Raw genomic sequence first — 19376 nt, 5'->3', positions numbered from 1 at the left:
GACTACTCGGAGGCAGTGACGCCCAGGTGCTGAGTACCGATGACCCCGAGCAGATTCAATTTCTCGCGGGCGTCGGTTCCCGGCTGCGGCGAATAGACCAGGAGATGCTGGCCCTCTCGCTGGGTCACGAGGGTCTCGCAATGAACGGCGATCACGCCGAGTTCGGGATGCACGAAGCGTTTGGACGCCGACGTCTTGTATGCGACTCGGTGCTCGCTCCAAATCGTCTCGAACTCGGAGCTGGCGGCGCGTAGACGCTCGACCAGTACAGCGACCTCGGGATCGCCCGCTCGCCTGGCCGACACTGCTCGGAGATCGGCTACGTGTTTGTGGCCCATCCGATCCCAGTCCTCGCGGACGAAGTTGCGGCGCGTGCCGGGATCGGTGAACCACCGCCACACCACGTACCTGTCGAGCCCGGTGTACGTGCGCGGGTCCTCGGCCAGCGCGAGGTACATCGCGTTGTGCGCCAGGATCTCGCCGAGGTCTGTCACGACGCAGGCCGGCGTGTCGTCGAGCTTGGTCAGCAGGTGCATCAGGCCGGGCCCGACGTGCTTGTCCGCGCCGACACGGGTGGGCGGGGCCTGGCCGGCGAGGATGTAGAGATGGTCGCGCTCGTCGTCGTCCAATCTCAGCGCGCGGGCGAGCGAACCGAGAATCTGCGTGGACGGATGCGGCCCACGACGCTGTTCGAGGCGGGTGTAGTAATCGGTGGACATCCCGGCCAGCAGTGCCACTTCGTCGCGGCGCAGCCCCGGCGTGCGGCGGCGCGGTCCGGGTGACACACCGACGTCCTCGGGCGTCAGCAGCGCCCGTCGTCGTCGGAGAAAGTCGGCCAGTTCGTCACGTTCCACTCGCTCAGTGTCCACCGAATCGTCGAGCCGAACCAGGGACGGGCAGTCCCCTGACAACCGCTCTCTGGCGCGACAATCGCCACAGAGCACACAGTGGACGGCATGAACAGAACACGATTGGGAAATACCGGACCCACGGTGTCGCGCATCGGTCTCGGTGCCATGGGTATGTCCGGCGCATACGGCGATTCCAGCGACGGCGAATCGATCCGCACCATCCACGCTGCGCTCGACGCCGGCGTCGACCTGGTCGACACAGGCGACTTCTACGGTGCCGGCCACAACGAGATGCTCATCGGTCGGGCACTGAGCGAGCGCAACCGCGACGAGGTCGTGCTGTCGGTGAAGTTCGGGGCACTACGTGGACCCGACGGAAGCTGGCTCGGATTCGACGGCAGGCCGAACGCCGTCAAGAGCGCGCTGGGCTACACACTCGCACGGCTCGGCGTCGATCACATCGACATCTACCGACCCGCCCGACTGGATCCGCAGGTGCCGATCGAAGACACCGTCGGTGCCATAGCCGAGATGGTGGACGCGGGATACGTGCGACACATCGGCTTGTCCGAGATCGGGAGTGCGACGCTGCGTCGTGCCGCGGCGGTACACCCGATCTGCGACCTGCAGATCGAATACTCCATCGTCTCGCGTGGAATCGAGGACGACATTCTCGACACGGCCCGCGAGCTCGGCGTCGGTACCACCGCGTATGGCGTGCTTTCACGTGGGTTGCTGAGCGACACGTTCCGCACGTCTACTGTGTTGGCCGACAACGACTTCCGTGCACACAGCCCCCGATTCCAAGGGGAGAACCTGACGAGGAATCGCGAACTCGTGGAGTTGCTGGCCGAGCTCGCGGACGAGCGCAACGTCTCGGTCGCGCAACTGGCCATTGCCTGGGTCCTCTCCCGGGGTGACGACATCGTGCCCGTCGTCGGCGCACGAACCGTCGAGCGTTTGGCGGAAACCATTGCTGCATCGGAGATCTCGTTGACCTCCGAGGAGGTGTCGCGGATCGAGAGTACCGTGCCGAAAGATGCGGTAGCGGGCGAGCGCTACGCCGAGGCGCAGATGGCGCAACTCGACAGCGAAGCCTGAGCAGAGGCGTCGGCCGGCACGATGGTCTGTACCGCCGGGCCCTGGCAATCGCCGAGCGGTACAGACCTCGAGGTCAGACGTCCGCCAATGCAAGCACCGGTGAGATCTGATTGGCACGTCGCGCCGGAGTCAGTGACGCACCGAGGGCGAGGAGTCCACCGCACAGCACGGTTCCGGCGATGACGACCCACGGCAGCGTGGGGGCGGTGAGTCCGCGCGAATCCAGCGAGCCCAGCAGCGATTGTGCTGCGGCCCAGCCGTAACCGATGCCGAGAATCAGACCGAAACCCATCGACGCGACCACCATCTGACTGCTCTCCGAGACGATCATCGTCCGAATCTGCTTGCGGGTGAATCCGAGTGCCCGCAGCAGACCGATCTCTCGGGTGCGCTGCAGAATGCTCAGCAGCAGATTGTTCACCATCCCGACTGCCGCGATCACAGCCGAGAACCCGATCAGTCCGGTCATGATTCCCACCGTCACGGTGAGTACCTGGTCGACGGAGGCCTCGTCGTATTCGTCGACGAGCATCGACCGGTAGCTGTACATCGCGACGGCGAACGTGGTCACCAGCGTCACGCCGATCAGCAGTCCCACAGCGGTACGGGTACTGCGATCCGGGTAGCGAATTGCGTTGGCCGCAGCCAGTCTTGCCGCGGGCCCCCGGCCGAACAGTCTTCCGACCAGCCTCAGCGTCGCGGGCAGTATTCGATAGGCACCGACCATGATTCCGGTGAACGACGCAACACCGCCGAGGAACGCCACCAGAACACCGGCCGGGTTCACCATCCCGACCAGGATCCCCAGCCCCAGCAGCGCCACTCCGCCTGCGATCAGCACGATCGACAGTGCCGTCCTGATACGGCGCGACCGCGGAGCCTCCACTCCCGTGTCAACGGCACCGCCGGTCGCCTGAACGGGTGTCACATCCAGCACCTTTCGTGACCCGACATACGACGCGAGGGTCGTCGTCAGTACCACGATGACCACCGGCAGGATCACCAGCGGTTGAACGGACGTGTACTCCACATCGGGCAGCTGACCGGCCGAGACGGCGACCGCACGGGCCAGATGGCTGGCACCGACTCCGAGAACCGAACCGACCGCACCACCGAACAATCCGACGAGGAAGCCTTCCCTGGCCACCGATCGACGTAGGTCACGGGCCCGGGCACCCAGGAGTCGCAGAAGAGCAATGGTGCGCGTGCGTCCCGCGACGATCGTTGCGAACGTGTTCGAGGTGACCACCGCCGCGACATACAGCGCGAGACCGATGAACACCAGCGCCACGCTGTAGAGCGCCGTGACGGCGGCACCTTCCATGTCCCCGAAGATATCGACCAGGAACGCCGTCGCCTGAATCAACACCACACCGAAGAACGACGCCAGCGACGTCACCAGAAGACTGGCGCCGTGCTCCTTCGACGCCCGAGCAGAAGTCACACCGTTCATGATGCGTGCTCCATTCCCAGCATGTAGCTCGAGATCTGCTCCGGCGTCGAACGTGGCAGTTCGTCGGCGATGCGGCCGTCGGCGAGGAAGACGATGCGATCGGCGTAGCTGGCCGCGATGGGGTCGTGGGTGACCATGACGATCGACTGACCGTACTCGCGCACCGCTGCGGCGAGTAGGCCGAGAACCTCACGGCCGGTTCGGGAATCGAGGTTGCCGGTGGGTTCGTCGGCGAAGATGAGGTGCGGCCGCGTACCGAGTGCGCGGGCGATCGCGACGCGCTGCTGCTGTCCACCCGAGAGCTGATGCGGGCGGTGGTTCACTCGCCCTTGCAATCCCAGAGTGTCGATGAGCTGCTCTGTCCATGCCGCCTCTTCGGCGGTGGGGGCGCGGCCGTCGAGCTCGAACGGCAGCAGGATGTTGCCCCGAACATCGAGGGTGGGAACGAGATTGAACGACTGGAAGATGAACCCGACCTGCGTGCGGCGCAACGTCGTCAGTGCGTCGTCGTTCGCCTCGGTGATGTCGGCACCGGCCAACATCAGATGTCCGGTGCTGGCGTTGTCCAAGCCCGCCATCACATGCATCAGAGTCGACTTGCCGGAACCGGACGGTCCCATGATGGCGGTGAACTGGCCGCCGTGAATGTCGAGAGAGACGTTGTCGAGGGCGCTGACCGGGTTGGACGAGTCACCGAAATACTTGCTGACCTGGAATGCCCGGGCGACCGGGGGGAGTGTTGTTGTCATGCCCACAACGCTATGAAGTGGGCGGACAGGAGTAATCAGGCGCGAGTCTTCGCCTCGTACATCGAGAGGATGACTTCGGTGTCAGTCTCCGGTGAGTCCGTGCTCGAATGCGTAGACCACCAACTGCACTCGGTCGCGCAACGCGAGTTTGGCGAAGATTCGACTGATGTGTGTCTTCACCGTCGCCTCGCTCAAGAATTCCATCGCGGCGATCTCGGAATTGCTCAGCCCACGGGCGGTGAGTCGAAACAGGTCCTTCTCCCGTGCGGTGAGGGTGGCGAACTCGGCGGGAACCTTCGGTACCTCGGGCGTAGGTGTGAAGTGCGCCAGCAGCCCCGTCGTGGCCGACGCGGCGATCACAGAGTTACCCGCATGGACCGTCCGGATCGCGGCGAGCAGAAATTCCGGGTCGGCGTCCTTGAGCACGAAACCGCTTGCTCCGGAGCGGATCGCTCGCGCGGCGCTCTCGTCGAGATCGAAAGTGGTGAGCACCAGAATCCGCGGTGGAGTATCGGACGCGGCCACGATCTGCTCGGTGGCGGCGATACCGTCGAGCACCGGCATCCGGACGTCCATGAGCATCACATCGGGCTTCGCCGACGCGGCGAGCTCCACGGCCTCTCGCCCGTTGCCCGCTTCCCCGACGAACTCCAGGTCCGGCTGCGAGGAGATGAGCATACGAATACCTGCTCGGAACAGCTGCTGGTCGTCGACCAGAGCCACCTCGATTCGATCTGCCATCAGTCGATTCCCTTCGTGGACGAGCCGGCAGCAGGAAGCCAGGCAGTCACGGTCCACGACGAGCCGTCGCCGGACGCGGTGCACATGCCGCCGGCGAGGCTGGCGCGTTCCTTCATACCGGCGATTCCGTGCCCGCCCGATTCCGATGCCGAACGCACCGAACGCACAGTGTTGCGCACCGTCAATTCGATGCCCGCCGAGTCGGATTCGATCGTGACGCTGACGGGCTTGTCGGGATCACCGTGACGTAGGGCATTGGTCAGCGATTCCTGCGCGATGCGATAGAGCGCGAGGTGCGCACCGGCACCCAACGACACCGACGTGGTGTCGATCGAGGAGTCGATGGTCAGTCCGGTCGCGCGCACCTGGTCGAAGAGACGCTCGAGATCGTCGGGTGTCGGGTTCGGTAGATCGCCCTGACTGTGCCGAAGCTGTCCGAGCAACACCCGGACGTCGGTCAGTGCATCGCGCGCGGTGTCGGAGATGGTCGTCAGCGCAGTGTCGACGGCTGCGGGATCGATGGCGCGTACGTAGCGTGCACCGTCGGCCTGCGCGATCACCACGGCGAGCGAATGCGCCACGATGTCGTGCATGTCGCGAGCAATTCTGTTGCGCTCCTGCTCGATTGCCACTTCGTGTTCGGCGCGGGCCTGATGTACCTCGGCGAGCTCGCGGGCGTGTGCGGATTCGATGGCTGTGCGCCGGGCGTAGGCGAGACGGCCCAGTGCCCAGGACAATCCGAGCATGGCCCACAGGCCGGCGAGGAGCAGGGCGAACTGCGCGATTCGGGGTTCCTGGTAGCCCTCCTCCGTGGGCGGGCCGAAGGGATTGCCGTCCACGTACGCCAGGTACAGCGCGGCGATCACTCCGCCGCCGACGGCCGACGCGAGCCCGAAGCGTCGAACGACGCTGTCGCCGTACGCGGCCGAGCAGTACAGAATCGCGAAGATTGCGGTGTCCGCGGAGAGGGGGAGCACCCCGCCGACCATCTGCACGACGGCCAGCACCCAGGCCAGTGCCAACGACAATCGCGGTGAGCGGCGCCTGATGGCCAGCGCTACGCCGAAACCGACCAGCACACCCGCGCCGGAAGAACCGTACGGTCCGCTCAGCGTCGACGGCAGCAGGAGCAGAACGAAGACGACGGCGTAGGTGGCATCGAGCACCTGCCGTGAGATCGAACGCTTGCGCAGCACTCGATCAGACTACGTGGATCAGTTGGTGCGGCGACGAGCCTTCTCGAGCGCGGCCAGCGTCGACAGGACTGTGGTGCGTTGCCGTTCGAGATCCTTCATGCGTGCACGTGCCGGCAGGCCCTGCACGCCGTCGAGTGCGCTGATCTGCTCGTCGACGGAGGTGAGCTGGCCGAGCAGCTTCTGCACACGTGACTGCAGTTCGATCGCATCGATTCCGGTGACACCGGCCTGCGACTTCTTCGTCGGTGCCTTCGCAGGCGCTCCGGACGTCGTCGAGGCCGGTGAGTTTCCCGCAGCAGCGGCCCTGGGACGCAACGCTTTGCGGACGGCAGCCGGATCGGGCAGCTTCTCGAGCCGAATACGGTTGAGCACCTCACGCGCATCCCGAGCCGTGACGCGGTACTCGCGCTCCTCCTCGTCCTCGGACGCCAGCGTGCCGCCCAGGGGCCGCAGACCGTACATCCCGATGAAGTGCTTGGCCTCGTCGATGACCGCTTCCTTCTCGCGGCACAGCCCGCAGCGCGGCTCGTTTCGGAAGTCCTCGACGCTGTCGGTACTACCGCACCAGACGCACCCGCCCGGCGTCCATCGGGCAATTCTGACCGTAGTAGTTCCAGCCGGGCCGTGGGGAGAGTCTGCGTCGATCACGACGAGTCATCTTAGGTGACAACGAAACCCGCCCCGCACACCCCCGCCTCGCGAGCTGCATGTTCCGGTCACGGACGTGACGTAGTTCATGCGACGCGGACGGAGAGTGGGCGGGGCGGGGTGAAACAGACTGACTGTTATGCGCTGCCGTTGAAAAGGCTGGTGACGGAACCGTTTTCGAAGACCTCGCGAATGGTGCGGGCCAGCAGCGGCGCGATCGAGAGCTCGGTCAGCGTTGCGAAGCGCTTCTCGTCGCTGATCGGCAGCGTGTTGGTGACGACCACTTCCTTGGCACCGCAGTTCGCGAGGCGCTCGGCGGCGGGGTTGGACAGAACGCCGTGGGTGGCGGCGATGACGACGTCACCGGCTCCGGCCTCCTTGAGCACCTTCACGGCGCCGGCGATGGTGCCGCCGGTGTCGATCATGTCGTCGATGAGGATGCAGGTGCGGCCTTCGACGTCACCGACGACGCGATTGGACTTGACCTGGTTGGGCACCAACGGGTCACGCGTCTTGTGGATGAACGCCAGCGGCGCGCCGTCGAACGAGTCGGCCCACTTCTCGGCGACGCGTACACGGCCGGAGTCGGGGGAGACCACGGTGATGTGCTCGAGGCTGTAGGTCGCCCGAATGTGGTCGGCGAGCTGGCTGTGTGCGTGCATGTGATCGACGGGCCCGTCGAAGAAGCCCTGGATCTGATCGGTGTGCAGGTCGACGGTGATGATGCGGTCGGCACCGGCGGTCTTGAGCAGATCCGCGACCAGACGAGCGGAGATGGGCTCGCGTCCCCGGTGCTTCTTGTCCTGGCGGGCGTACGGGTAGAACGGCAGGATCGCGGTGATGCGCTTGGCCGATCCGCGCTTGAGCGCGTCGATCATGATGAGCTGTTCCATCAGCCACGTGTTGAGCGGGAACGGATGCGACTGCAGCACGAAGGCGTCCGACCCGCGGACCGACTCCTCGAAGCGCACGAAGATCTCGCCGTTGGCGAAGTCACGCGCGGTCTGCGGGGTGACGTCGATTCCGAGTTCCTTGGCGACCTGCTCGGCCAACTCCGGATGTGCTCGACCAGAAAACAACATCAGGTTCTTCTGGTTGTCGATCCAATTAGGGGTGGTCACTGCTCTTCGCCGTCCTTTTGTTCTTGCCGATCACGATCTGCGAGCGCCGCTGCTTTCGCAGCTTCGGTTCCGGGCCTGTTGTCCATGACCCAGCCTTCGATATTGCGTTGCTTACCACCGGAGACGGCCAATGCGCCGGGAGGAACATCGTCCCGAACCACTGTTCCTGCACCGGTGTAAGCGCCGTCGCCCACATGTACGGGAGCGACGAACGTCGAGTCGGAACCGGTCCGTACGTGGGATCCGATTTCCGTGCGGCTCTTGTTGACGCCGTCGTAGTTGGCGAAGACGTTGGAGCAACCGATGTTGCTGTGGTCACCGATCGTGGCATCGCCGACGTAGGTGAGGTGCGGGACCTTGGTGTTGCGGCCGATCGTCGCGTTCTTGGTCTCGACGTAGGCACCGAGTTTGCCGCCTGCGCCCAGCACCGTGCCCGGACGCAGATAGGTGAACGGTCCGACGGTGGCATCCGGTCCGATCACGGCCTGCTCGGCGTGGGTCCGCACGACCGACGCGCGCTCGCCGATCTCGACGTCACGCAGCGTCGAGTCGGGCCCGACGATGGCGTCGTCGGCGATGTGAGTCTTGCCGTGGAGTTGGACGCCGGGTTCGATGCGGACGTCCGCGCCGAGGGTGACGTCGATGTCGATCCAGGTGGTCGACGGGTCCACGACGGTGACGCCGGCCCGCATGTGCCGTTCGATGATGTGGCGGTTGAGCACGGACGTGACGTGCGCCAGCTGGACGCGGTCGTTGACGCCCACCACCAGATCGGGATCGGCGAGCTGAGTGCCGTACACGGCTTTACCGTCCGCCTTGCTGATCTTGACGACGTCGGTCAGGTACAGCTCGTGCTGAGCGTTGGCGGTGCTGAGCTTGCCCAGGGCGGTACGAAGCGCAACGGCGTCGAACGCGTAGACGCCGGAGTTGACCTCGCCGATGAGGACCTGAGCGGGCGTGGCGTCGGCATGCTCGACGATCTCGGCCACCTCGCCGTCGTCGGTGCGGACGATGCGGCCGTATCCGTTGGCGTCGTCGGGCAGGAATGTCAGAACCGTGGCCGCGGCGGGCCGGGGGGCGCTCAGATGCTCGTCGAGCAGAGCTTTGAGAGTGTGGCCGTCGAGCAGCGGGACGTCGGCTGCGGTGACGAGGATCGTGCCCTCGAAGTCGTCCGGGAGTGCAGCGAGGCCGCACTGGACGGCGTGCCCGGTGCCGAGCTGGCGATCCTGGACGGCAGTGTGAATCGTGCGACCGAAGGTGGCTGCGAGGTTCTGGACGGCGTCCGTGACTCGTTCGCGATCGTGTCCGACGACCGTCACCAGATGGTCGGGGCCCAGGTCGGCGGCTGCGTGCAGGGCGTGCGCAAGCATGGTGCGACCGGCCAGGGGGTGCAGAACTTTCGGAGTCTTCGATCGCATTCGGGTACCTGCACCCGCAGCGAGAACGACCACGGCGGTCTGCACAGGCATTGAGCTCCTCAGGCGGTAACGCGAATGACGGCATGCGTGAATGATGTTGCTCGCTCCGCCGCCAGGACTCGAACCTGAACTATCTGAACCAAAATCAGAGGTGCTGCCATTACACCACGGCGGATAAACGGCCAGCGGTTTCATCAGTGGCCGACGAATCGAACGACGCCTTCGTCTGCCGCTGCGCTCCCACTGAGCGCACCGATCCTCGCACGCGAGGTAGTGGTGAGTCGAACTGCGGCGCACATGAGACCGTTCGAGTTGTTCTTGTCCCTGCACTCGCGACGTTCGAAACCGGATGGTTCGGACATGGTTAGGGTGAGGGAGACGTCGAGGGTGGCGTCTGACAATGCACACGGTCGGTGACGGAAGCGGTTTTCCATGACAGGCGCAGCCTCCGAGCAGGAACGCTCACCTCGGGTCCGGATGACGGGGACGCAACGGCGCGAGCAGTTGATCGAGGTGGGTCGGACGCTGTTCGCCGAACGCGGGTACGAGGCCGCGTCCGTCGAGGAGATCGCGGGACGCGCGAACGTGTCCAAGCCGGTCGTCTACGAGCACTTCGGCGGTAAGGAAGGTCTCTACGCCGTCATCGTCGACCGCGAGATGTCGACTCTGCTGGGAATGATCACCAGTTCCCTCGATCTCAACAGGTCGCGGATCCGTGTCGAGCGGGTTGCGCTGGCGCTGCTCACCTATATCGAGGACCGCACCGACGGCTTCCGCATCCTCGTTCGTGACTCTCCGGTCTCCGCCGAGGACGGCAAGTACTCGTCGCTGCTCAACGAGGCCGTCGGTCGCGTCGGGCACATGCTGGCCGGAGATTTCTCGCGCCGAGGTCTCGATCCCGAGTTCGCGCCGATGTACGCCCAGGCCCTCGTCGGAATGGTGTCGATGACCGCGCAATGGTGGCTCGATGTGCGTACCCCGTCGAAGGAAGTGGTGGCGGCGCACGTGGTCAACCTGTGCTGGAACGGGCTGACGAATCTGGAAGCGGACCCTCGATTGACCGAGGAATGAGTACACGGTTCGGTCTCTCCACGGCGTATGAGGGGGTATCGTCCCCTTTGTCGGCCATGAGAGCTGTGTCACCTACGGCACAGTGCTTCAATCGGACCGATGCATGTTGGCACGAGACGTAAAGCCACTCAGTGGTACCGTTCGGGCGTAATTTGCGCAGTGGCAGTTCTTATTGCGAAGGCGGATCCCATGGTCAGGCAGGCCCGCGCTGAAATCACTCGCGACACCGTGCTGGCTGGCGCAGCGAACGTATTTCTGCGCCTCGGGTACGCGAACGCGAGCCTCAGCGAGATCATTTCCCAGTCCCAGGTCACCAAGGGCGCTCTGTACTTCCATTTCGGCTCCAAGGAAGAACTGGCACGTGCGGTCATCGACGAGGGCAACGCTCGTCTGACGACGGCCTGCTCGCAGTTCAACGACGGTCGAATCCCCGCACTCGAAGCGGCGATCGGTATTTCCTACATCGTCGTCGACCTCTCGGTCAGCGACCCCATGGTCTCGGCCATGCTTCGGCTGAGCCATCAGATCGGCGATTACCGCGGCACCGAGGGCAACGTCATGGCCGGGTGGAGCGAGTCGTTCGACAGGCTCGCCGCCAAGGCCATCGCGCAGGGGGACATCGACCCCAACTCGGATTCGCGCACCATCGGATCTCTGGTCCTGGAAATCCTCACCGGCGTACACATGGTGGCAGTTGCCACCTCCACCACCGAGGAATTGCCGTCGCGCATGGAGCGCCTCTGGTACTACCTTCTCCCGGCGTTGGTTCCTGCCAACAAGCTCGACTACTTCCGCGAATTCGCAGCGCGTCGCGTCATCCGCTTCGGCCCGTAACTTGCGATGCCGGCCCACGAAGTCGGCGATGTCATCGCGAAGCCGTTCCGGATATTCGCCGTTGACGGCATGTGAGGCGTCCGGATAAAGCCGAACGCTCGCGTCGGGCAGTGCTGCCGAGTCTCTCTCGACGATGCTCTGACGTAGCCCGTCGTCTCCCGCTCGCCGGGCTGTCGGCGTGCTCCCATAGACTCGCTCGTGACTGTGTGTGAGCAGCCATCGCCTCGACTCGCTTGTAGGAGCATTGCTGTTGTCTTCCGATTCTCTGCCTGCCATTTCTTCATCCGGGCCGGCCCCGATCGTTCCCGACGCGGCGCTGCAACTCTCGGGTCTGGCCAGCGTCGCGCTGACCGATTCGGCCATGGTGGCCGTCGCCGACGCGATCGGAACCGCCGAACACACACTCATCGGACCGCACTCGGTTCGCCCGTTCGTCGCCGCCGCGATCGCGCAGCACACGCAACTGTTGATCGTCACCGCCACCGGGCGTGAAGCGGACGATCTCACCGACGAACTCCGCCAGATCCTCGGCGGCGGCGTGGTCATGTTCCCGTCATGGGAGACGCTTCCGCACGAGCGACTCTCGCCGAGCGCCGATACCGTCGGTAAGCGGCTCGACGTGCTCCGACGGCTCGCTCGCCCCGGCGACACCGATTACGGCGATCCTCTGCGCGTCATCGTCACCACCGTCCGCTCGCTGGTGCAACCGATGGCACCCGGTCTCGGCGAGATCGAACCCGTGACCCTCAAGGTCGGGCTCGACATCGACATCGACTTCGACGGCCTGATCCATCGACTCGTCGAGTTCGGCTACCTGCGCGTGGACATGGTCGGCAAGCGCGGCGAGTTCGCCGTCCGCGGCGGCATCCTCGACCTCTTCTCGCCGACGGCAGATCACCCGGTCCGCGTGGAATTCTGGGGCGACGAGATCACCGAGCTCCGCGCGTTCGCGGTCTCCGATCAGCGTTCGTTGCCCGATCACGAGGTCGATCTCGTCATCGCTCCGCCGTGCCGCGAACTGCTTCTCACCCAGGAGGTCCGCGACCGCGCCGCGGTCCTCGCAGCCGACAACGCCGGCGACACCGCGTTGGTCGAGATGCTCGACAAGCTGTCCGCAGGCGTCCCGGTGGAGGGCATGGAGGCGCTGCTGCCGCTGCTGCAACCGGGTGAGTTGCAGTTGCTCGCGGACACCCTCCCCGCGGGAACACACGTATTGCTCTGCGATCCCGAGCGAATCCGAACGCGCGCAACAGATCTGGTCCGCACCGGGCAGGAGTTCCTCGAAGCATCCTGGACGGCGGCGTCGATCGGAGGAGCTGCGCCGCTCGATACCTCCACTCTCGATACGTCCAGCCTCGAAGGTGCGTCTCTCGATCTCGGTGCCTCGGCCTACCGTTCACTTCGACAGGTTCGCGAATCGGCGCAGGTGCACGGTCGTCCGTGGTGGACCATCAGTCCGTTGGCATCCGGCAACGGTGAAGAAGTCGAACTCGCCGTCGATTCGGTCCCGGAGGTGCGGGGATCCGAGGAGGCGCTGACGGCCCTGTTCGCAACGTTGCGGGCGCACATCGCCACCGGTGGTCGTGCGGTCATCTCCGTCGCGGGTGCAGGTACCGCCTCCCGCATCATCGAACGCCTCGCCGAGGCCGAAGTGCCTGCGGCACATCTCGATTCCGGTGCGGTCCCCGTCGCCGACGTCGTGAACGTCCTGTGCGGATCGTTGCACGACGGCCTGGTCTTTCCCGATGCGAAACTCGTGGTCGTCACCGAGAGCGATCTGACCGGCAACCGCGTGGCCGCAGCGGGCGAGGGGCGCAAGCTCCCGGCGAAGCGTCGCAACCAGGTCGATCCGCTCGCCCTCGTCGCCGGCGACAGCGTCGTGCACGATCAGCACGGCATCGGTCGATTCGTCGAGATGGTCGAACGCACCATCGGCGGCGCCCGACGCGAATACCTCGTGGTCGAATACGCACCGAGCAAGCGGGGCCATCCAGGCGACCGACTCTTCGTCCCGATGGACTCGCTCGATCAGCTCTCGCGTTACGTCGGCGGCGAGCTGCCGGCTCTGAGCAAGCTCGGCGGGTCCGATTGGGCCAACACCAAACGCAAGGCGCGCAAGGCAGTTCGCGAGATCGCCGGCGAACTCGTGCAGCTGTACGCTGCTCGTCAGGCAGCGCCCGGGCACGCTTTCGGCCCCGACACCCCGTGGCAGCTCGAAATGGAAGATGCGTTCGGGTTCACCGAGACCGTCGACCAGATGACGGCCATCACCGACGTCAAGGCCGACATGGAGAAGGCGGTTCCGATGGACCGCGTCATCCTCGGTGACGTCGGGTACGGCAAGACCGAGATCGCGGTTCGCGCGGCGTTCAAGGCGGTGCAGGACGGCAAGCAGGTCGCCGTGCTGGTCCCGACAACGCTTCTGGCACAACAACATCTGCAGACCTTCACCGCTCGGATGGCGTCGTTCCCGGTGACGGTGAAGGGGCTCTCCCGCTTCACTCACGGCTCCGAATCCAAAGAGGTCATGGCCGGGCTGGCCGACGGAACGGTCGACATCGTCGTCGGTACGCACCGCTTGTTGCAGACCGGTGTGGCCTGGAAGGACCTCGGTCTGGTCATCGTCGACGAGGAGCAGCGCTTCGGCGTCGAGCACAAGGAGCACATCAAGTCGCTCCGGACCCACGTCGACGTGCTGACGATGTCTGCAACGCCGATTCCGCGAACGCTCGAGATGAGCCTGGCCGGAATCCGGGAGATGTCGACCATCCTCACTCCGCCGGAGGAGCGGCACCCGGTGCTCACCTACGTGGGTGCGTACAACGACAAGCAGGTGGCCGCGGCCATCAGGCGGGAGCTGCTGCGCGACGGCCAGGTGTTCTTCGTGCACAACCGAGTCAGCTCGATCGACAAGGCCGCCAAGAAGATTCGTGATCTGGTGCCCGAGGCGCGGGTGGCGACGGCGCACGGTCAGATGAACGAGGAAACACTCGAACGCACCGTGCAGGGCTTCTGGCAGCGCGAGACCGACGTGCTGGTGTGTACCACCATCATCGAGACCGGTCTCGACATCTCCAATGCCAACACGCTGATCGTCGAGCGATCCGATTCACTGGGCCTCTCTCAGTTGCACCAGCTGCGAGGCCGAGTGGGCCGTAGTCGCGAGCGCGGTTACGCATATTTCCTGTATCCGCCGGAGAAGCCGCTCACCGAAACCGCATACGACCGGCTGGCGACCATCTCGCAGAACTCCGATCTCGGTGCCGGTATGGCGGTGGCGATGAAGGACCTCGAAATCCGTGGTGCCGGAAACGTTCTGGGCGCGGAGCAGTCCGGTCACGTCGCAGGCGTCGGCTTCGACCTGTACGTGCGGCTCGTCGGTGAAGCGGTCGAGGCGTACCGCGCGGCCGCCGACGGCAAGCCCATCACCACCGACGAGGCACCCAAGGAAGTGCGCATCGACCTGCCCGTCGACGCCAACATCCCACCCGACTACGTCACCAGCGATCGATTGCGGCTCGAGGGCTATCGAAAGCTCGCTGCGGCAGCAGATTCCGAGGGCATCGACGCCGTCATCGACGAACTCGTCGACCGGTACGGTCCGCTGCCCGAGGAGGTCGGCCGCCTGGTCTCCATCGCCAAGCTGCGCCTGATCGCCAAGGAATACGGTCTGACCGACGTCAACGTCGCCGGAACGCAGGTGAAGCTGGCCCCCATGGATCTGCCCGATTCCAAGCAGATCCGCCTCAAGCGGCTGTACCCGAGTGCTGCGTACCGGGCCACCACCGGTGTGGTGCAGTTGCCGCTGCCGCGCGTCGAGGGCGGCGGCGTGGGGGCGGCGCGCGTACGCGACGTCGAATTGGTCCAGTTCATCGCCGATCTCATCCTATCCTTGGACGGGAAACCATCTCGGTCGGTGTTGCTGGAGCAAACAGTGGGGGTGTAGCGGTGACGGTAGTTCTGCTCGACCCGGTCCGTCCCACGCAGGTCCCGGTGGACGCCGTCGAATTTCTGGGCGAGCCCGTGCAATTCACCGAAGAAGTGCCGGTGCGAGTGCGGTGGCTGTTCTCCGGAACCGCTGCGCCCGACGCCGTCGACGCTGTTCTGGTGAGCACCGACCCGGCCAACCCCGACGTTCAGGAACGGATCGGGCTCGGCGAACGCATCATCGCCGCCGAGAAGCTCCCCGGTGACGACCTCATCGCGGCGGTCCGGTTGATGGATCGCCTGCGCACACTCGGCGGCTGGGAAGCGCAGCAGACCCACGAGTCGTTGCGCGGGTACCTGCTGGAAGAAACGTACGAGCTGCTCGACGCCATCGCAGCGGGCAACTTGGTGGACCTGCGCGAAGAACTCGGAGACCTATTGCTGCAGGTGCTCTTTCATTCCAGAATTGCTCAGGATGCTGCCGAGAACGCATTCGACGTCGACGACGTCGCTGCGGGACTCGTCGCCAAGCTCACCCACCGCAGCCCGCACCTCGGTCGAACGGGCAACGGCCCCATCGACATCGCCGAGCAGGAGCGAGCCTGGGAAGAACAGAAGGCTTCGGAGAAGGCGCGCGGATCCTGCGTCGACGGAATCGCACTGTCTCAGCCGTCATTGGCACTGGCACAAAAGGTGATCGGCCGCGCCACCAAGGCAGGCCTGCCCGACGAACTGATTCCCGACGGCCTTCGCGTCGTACACATCGGAGTCGATCACTCGCACGGCGGAGACAGTGCCGAGGACCTGCTTCGGCGTCGGGTATTGGATTTTGCATCCCTGATCCGCAACGCCGAAGCCTCGGCCCGCAACGCCGGCATCGCGCCCGGGGAGATGTCTGCACTCGACTGGATCGAGCACTGGGGTCTGCGGGGCTGAGGGTTCCCATCCACCCCTCGTACCTCGATCCGGACCTGCTACCTGCGCCAGAACAAATGATGCGTGACGCCGCTGCTGCTGGGGATCACCTCGTGTTCGAATCTGTCGTTCAATTCGTCGGGGGAGTCCCACAGCTTCAGGCCCGAGCCGAATTCGATGGGCGAGACGGCGATGTGCAGGGTGTCGACGAGATCGGCGTCGAGGAATTCTCGGATGCTGGTGACGCCACCGCCGAGTCGCACGTCCTTACCGCCCGCGGCCTCCTTTGCCTGTGTCAATACCTCGGCGGGCTCGCCATCGACGAAGTGGAACGTGGTGTCGGACAGTGTGATCGATGGTCGCGCGTGGTGGGTGAGGACGAAGACGGGGGTGTGGAACGGCGGTTCGTCACCCCACCAGCCCTGCCATTCGTGGTCGGTCCACGGTCCGCGTTGGGGTCCGAACTTGTTCCGGCCCATGATCTCGGCACCGATGTTGTTGGAGAAGTCGCGGGCGAGGTAATCGTCGAGTCCGCGACTGCCGCCCGAACCGGCGTTTCCAGGAAAGCTGGCGGTGGCGAAGTACCACCTCATCAGTGCCAGATGGTCCAGACCGAACGGGTTCTCGAAGCTCTGGTCCGGCCCCGCAGCAATTCCGTCGCTCGAGATGGTGAAGTTCTGTACCCGAACCAGCTGTCCCATGTGTGCTCCCGAAGTCGATGACGATGATGTACGACGTATGGACCGAGCCGACCGTACTAACTCACCGCCCGCCTGTGTCAATGGACCCTTGCAGCGGTCAGACGTGTGCAATGCGCCATCGACGCAGGCCGGGGTCGTGCGTGAATGGACCATCGCAGCGGCCAGACGCATGCAAGGGTCCATTGACGCCGACGCGGGGATCGGTCTACTCGAACAGCGTCGAACCCCAGTAGTCCGATTCTCCGACGCCGGGAGGGCAGGCGAATACCGCCGATCCCACGTGTTGGATGTATTCGTTCAATGCGTCCTTGCGGGAGAGGGCCAGTTGCATCGGGACGAATTGGGTCAGTGGGTCGCGGCAGTAGGCGATGAAGAACAGTCCGGCGTCGAGGTGGCCGAAGCCGTCGGAACCGTCGGTGAAGTTGTATCCCCGACGCAGGAGCTGGACGCCGCCGAGGTTTTCCTTGGACGCCAGGCGCACGTGGGCGGTCTTGTCGATGAAGGTGCCCTCGGGCCCTTGGGATTCGAAGTCGAGTGCGTCGAATTCGTCCTTCTGACCCAGCGGCGCACCGGTTCCTTTGCTGCGCCCGATCACTCGTTCTTGTTCCTTGAGCGTGGTGCGGTCCCAGGATTCGATGAGCATGCGGATGCGTCGGGCCACGAGGTAGGAGCCGCCTGCCATCCACTCTTGATCATCGTCGGACGCAACCCACACGTTCTCGTCGAGCAACGACGGGTCCTCGGCCTTGAGGTTGGCCGTTCCGTCCTTGAAGCCGAACAGGTTTCGCGGTGTTGCCTGGGTGGTCGAGGTGGATGAGGTTCGGCCGAAGCCGAGTTGAGACCATTTCACCGAGACGGTGCCGAATCCGACGCGGGCGAGGTTGCGGATTGCGTGGACGGCCACCTGCGGGTCGTCGGCGCAGGCCTGGATGCAGAGGTCGCCGCCGGAGCGGCGGGGGTCGAGGTTGTCGGCCGGAAAATGTTGCAGGTCGGCAAGTGACGCAGGCCTTTTCGAGGCCAGGTCGAATCGGTCGAACATCGACGGACCGAATCCGATCGTCAGCGTCAGCGATGACGCGTTCAGGCCGAGGGCCTCGCCGGTATCCGCGGGAGGGTTGTACTGGCCACCGTCGACGGCACCGCCGTCGAAGGTTTCCTCGCCCTTGGTGAGCCGTTCGGCCATCAGGGTCCACTTCTTCAGCAGCGCAACGAAGTCGTCGCGTGAGTCGGTGGTGATGTCGAAGGCGACGAAGTGCATGCGATCCTGTGCCGGGGTGACGATTCCGGCCTGGTGGTCTCCGCGAAATTCGACGACATCCGATGCGGGTGCCTCGGCACCGGAGGCCGTCGCATGTCCGGCGATTGCGCCGACTCCGACGAGCGCAGCACCGGTCCCGACGGCACCGAAGAGGCGCCGTCGGGAGAATTGTCCGGTCTTATTGTCCGGCAACGACACCCTGCACCTGGCTCACTTCGGCGGACAATGCGTCGATCTTGTTGGACAGTTCCTGGCGCTGTGGTTCGGTCACGGTGTCGTAGAAGACGAAGCCGTCGCCGCTGCGGTACTTGGCCAGTTCGGCGTCGAGTTCTGCGAAGCGGGCATCGATGGCGGTACCGAGTTCGGCGTTGCGCTCGTCGAGGATGGGACGAACGGCGGCGATGGCGGCCTGGGAGCCGTCGACGTTGGCTTGGAAGTCCCACAGGTCGGTGTGTGAGAAGAAGTCCTCTTCACCGCTGATCTTGGTTTTGGCGACCTCGTCGAGCAGTCCCTGTGCGCCGCCTGCCACCTGGATGGGGTCGATGGTGAAGTCGTCGGCCTTGATCTTGTCGGCGAGTTCGGTGATGTCGGCCTCGAGTTGATCGGCCATTGCGTTCGTGTCGGGCTGCAGGCCCTGCGTCCACAGATCCTTTTCGATGCGGTGGAATCCGGTCCATTCGGCTCCGGGCTCCACGTCGGGCTCACGCAGGTCGATGCGTGGGTCGAGGTCGTCGGGGAAGCTCTCGGCGACGGGCTCGATGCGCTCGTAGTAGCTACGCGCAATGGGGAACTGGGCCTTGGCTGCGTCGACGTCGCCGCTCTTGACGGCGGTGACGAACGATGCCGTGGTGTCCTGCAACGCATCGATCTGGCTGACGACGTAGCGCTTGTAGCCCGCCGCGGCCTCGGCGAGCAGCCCGTCCTCGCCCGCCGAGCGGACCGACTCGCCGGTCACCACGAAGTCCGCGCGCACGCCGTCGCCCACCATGCCTGCCTTGCAGGCGGTTTGGTACGTGCCCGGGTCGGGAAGGGCGACGATGAGCTGACGCGTCAGGCCGGGTCCGATGTTCTCCACCTCACCCATGACGCGGTCACCCTCGCCGTAGACGTAGAACTCGGTGACCTTGCTGCCGTTGTTGGTGATCTGGAAGGTCGAGTTGCCGGTGGTGCCCTCGGATGCGCTCACATCGCAGGAGGAGTCCGTCGCGGTGACGGCGATATCGCCCGATGCGGCCTCGGTGGAGGACTTTTCGGTGCATCCGGCCAATGCCATCGGCAGAACCGCGACTGCGGCCAGGGCGAAGGTGGAACGACGCATGGTGGTGGTGCCTTTCAGGAGTTCTGAAGTACAGGCTCGGGAGCCGCGGGAACGCGGACCGGGCGGAGGAAGAG

The 19376-nt window shown here is 65.0% G+C and carries 16 protein-coding genes and 1 tRNA gene; 5 read left to right on the top strand and 12 right to left on the bottom strand.

Annotation, left to right across the window (positions count from 1 at the left end; translation table 11 throughout):
• Positions 1-2: 2 nt before the first annotated feature.
• The gene (locus CH296_RS02680; RefSeq protein ID WP_094658588.1) at positions 3-854 is read right to left on the bottom strand and encodes a helix-turn-helix transcriptional regulator; all 852 of its coding nucleotides are present in this window, start codon (positions 852-854) and stop codon (positions 3-5) included.
• Between the two features lie 102 nt (positions 855-956).
• On the opposite strand from CH296_RS02680, the gene CH296_RS02675 reads away from it, so the two are divergent.
• Positions 957-1952, top strand: a complete 996-nt coding sequence (locus CH296_RS02675) for an aldo/keto reductase (protein ID WP_094631297.1) — start codon at positions 957-959, stop codon at positions 1950-1952.
• A 73-nt stretch (positions 1953-2025) separates the two neighbouring features.
• Here the strand turns inward: CH296_RS02675 and CH296_RS02670 are convergent, their stop codons facing one another.
• The 8 genes from CH296_RS02670 to CH296_RS02635 all read right to left on the bottom strand — a co-directional run bounded on the left by CH296_RS02670 (position 2026) and on the right by CH296_RS02635 (position 9453).
• Positions 2026-3405, bottom strand: coding sequence for an ABC transporter permease (locus tag CH296_RS02670; protein ID WP_094631256.1), 1380 nt, complete (start codon positions 3403-3405; stop codon positions 2026-2028).
• Positions 3402-4154: an ABC transporter ATP-binding protein gene (locus CH296_RS02665; RefSeq protein ID WP_094683963.1), complete on the bottom strand. Its 753-nt coding sequence runs from the start codon at positions 4152-4154 to the stop codon at positions 3402-3404. Before CH296_RS02665 ends, CH296_RS02670 begins: the two co-directional genes overlap by 4 nt.
• Positions 4155-4235: 81 nt before the next feature.
• Positions 4236-4895, bottom strand: coding sequence for a response regulator transcription factor (locus CH296_RS02660; RefSeq protein ID WP_094631258.1), 660 nt, complete (start codon positions 4893-4895; stop codon positions 4236-4238).
• Positions 4895-6091 carry a sensor histidine kinase gene (locus CH296_RS02655; protein WP_094631259.1) on the bottom strand — a complete coding sequence of 399 codons (1197 nt, stop codon included), beginning with the start codon at positions 6089-6091 and terminating at the stop codon, positions 4895-4897. The genes CH296_RS02660 and CH296_RS02655 overlap by 1 nt, the downstream gene beginning before the upstream one ends.
• An 18-nt stretch (positions 6092-6109) precedes the next feature.
• Positions 6110-6739, bottom strand: a complete 630-nt coding sequence (locus CH296_RS02650) for a hypothetical protein (RefSeq protein ID WP_254924305.1) — start codon at positions 6737-6739, stop codon at positions 6110-6112.
• 137 nt (positions 6740-6876) lie between these two features.
• On the bottom strand, positions 6877-7860 hold the full coding sequence (locus tag CH296_RS02645; protein WP_032395699.1) for a ribose-phosphate diphosphokinase: 984 nt from the start codon (positions 7858-7860) through the stop codon (positions 6877-6879).
• A complete protein-coding gene (gene glmU / locus CH296_RS02640; RefSeq protein WP_094683962.1) occupies positions 7857-9329 on the bottom strand; it encodes a bifunctional UDP-N-acetylglucosamine diphosphorylase/glucosamine-1-phosphate N-acetyltransferase GlmU in 1473 nt (490 codons plus the stop codon). The genes CH296_RS02645 and glmU overlap by 4 nt, the downstream gene beginning before the upstream one ends.
• Before the next feature lie 53 nt (positions 9330-9382).
• Positions 9383-9453, bottom strand: a tRNA-Gln gene (locus tag CH296_RS02635).
• Positions 9454-9710: 257 nt separating this feature from the next.
• On the opposite strand from CH296_RS02635, the gene CH296_RS02630 reads away from it, so the two are divergent.
• From CH296_RS02630 to CH296_RS02610, 4 genes are all read left to right on the top strand, one after another.
• Entirely contained in the window at positions 9711-10349 is a 639-nt protein-coding gene (locus tag CH296_RS02630) for a TetR/AcrR family transcriptional regulator (protein ID WP_082073772.1), read from the top strand.
• Positions 10350-10538: 189 nt separating this feature from the next.
• Entirely contained in the window at positions 10539-11183 is a 645-nt protein-coding gene (locus CH296_RS02625) for a ScbR family autoregulator-binding transcription factor (protein ID WP_032395696.1), read from the top strand.
• Positions 11184-11544: 361 nt separating this feature from the next.
• Positions 11545-15129: a transcription-repair coupling factor gene (gene mfd / locus CH296_RS02615; protein ID WP_256980324.1), complete on the top strand. Its 3585-nt coding sequence runs from the start codon at positions 11545-11547 to the stop codon at positions 15127-15129.
• 2 nt (positions 15130-15131) lie between these two features.
• A complete protein-coding gene (locus CH296_RS02610) occupies positions 15132-16046 on the top strand; it encodes a MazG family protein (protein WP_094645610.1) in 915 nt (304 codons plus the stop codon).
• Between the two features lie 38 nt (positions 16047-16084).
• On the opposite strand, the gene CH296_RS02605 is transcribed toward CH296_RS02610, so the two are convergent.
• The 3 genes from CH296_RS02605 to efeO all read right to left on the bottom strand — a co-directional run bounded on the left by CH296_RS02605 (position 16085) and on the right by efeO (position 19302).
• The gene (locus CH296_RS02605; RefSeq protein WP_094645609.1) at positions 16085-16726 is read right to left on the bottom strand and encodes a dihydrofolate reductase family protein; all 642 of its coding nucleotides are present in this window, start codon (positions 16724-16726) and stop codon (positions 16085-16087) included.
• Between the two features lie 205 nt (positions 16727-16931).
• On the bottom strand, positions 16932-18182 hold the full coding sequence (efeB, locus tag CH296_RS02600) for an iron uptake transporter deferrochelatase/peroxidase subunit (protein ID WP_094683961.1): 1251 nt from the start codon (positions 18180-18182) through the stop codon (positions 16932-16934).
• On the bottom strand, positions 18163-19302 hold the full coding sequence (efeO, locus tag CH296_RS02595; RefSeq protein ID WP_094683960.1) for an iron uptake system protein EfeO: 1140 nt from the start codon (positions 19300-19302) through the stop codon (positions 18163-18165). The genes efeB and efeO overlap by 20 nt, the downstream gene beginning before the upstream one ends.
• Positions 19303-19376 lie beyond the last annotated feature (74 nt).

It is taken from the genome of Rhodococcus sp. 14-2496-1d, from assembly GCF_002259365.1.
Lineage (GTDB): Bacteria > Actinomycetota > Actinomycetes > Mycobacteriales > Mycobacteriaceae > Rhodococcoides.
The sequence above is the reverse complement of the archived record's forward strand: the minus strand, read 5'-3'. Positions and strand labels throughout refer to the sequence as shown.

Coding starts and splice junctions, on each gene's coding strand:
- CH296_RS02670 (WP_094631256.1), bottom strand. CDS start 3,405: ATGAACGGTGTGACTTCTGCTCGGGCGTCGAAGGAGCACGGCGCCAGT.
- glmU (WP_094683962.1), bottom strand. CDS start 9,329: ATGCCTGTGCAGACCGCCGTGGTCGTTCTCGCTGCGGGTGCAGGTACC.
- CH296_RS02630 (WP_082073772.1), top strand. CDS start 9,711: ATGACAGGCGCAGCCTCCGAGCAGGAACGCTCACCTCGGGTCCGGATG.
- CH296_RS02625 (WP_032395696.1), top strand. CDS start 10,539: ATGGTCAGGCAGGCCCGCGCTGAAATCACTCGCGACACCGTGCTGGCT.
- CH296_RS02665 (WP_094683963.1), bottom strand. CDS start 4,154: ATGACAACAACACTCCCCCCGGTCGCCCGGGCATTCCAGGTCAGCAAG.
- CH296_RS02660 (WP_094631258.1), bottom strand. CDS start 4,895: ATGGCAGATCGAATCGAGGTGGCTCTGGTCGACGACCAGCAGCTGTTC.
- CH296_RS02675 (WP_094631297.1), top strand. CDS start 957: ATGAACAGAACACGATTGGGAAATACCGGACCCACGGTGTCGCGCATC.
- CH296_RS02605 (WP_094645609.1), bottom strand. CDS start 16,726: ATGGGACAGCTGGTTCGGGTACAGAACTTCACCATCTCGAGCGACGGA.
- mfd (WP_256980324.1), top strand. CDS start 11,545: ATGGTGGCCGTCGCCGACGCGATCGGAACCGCCGAACACACACTCATC.
- efeO (WP_094683960.1), bottom strand. CDS start 19,302: ATGCGTCGTTCCACCTTCGCCCTGGCCGCAGTCGCGGTTCTGCCGATG.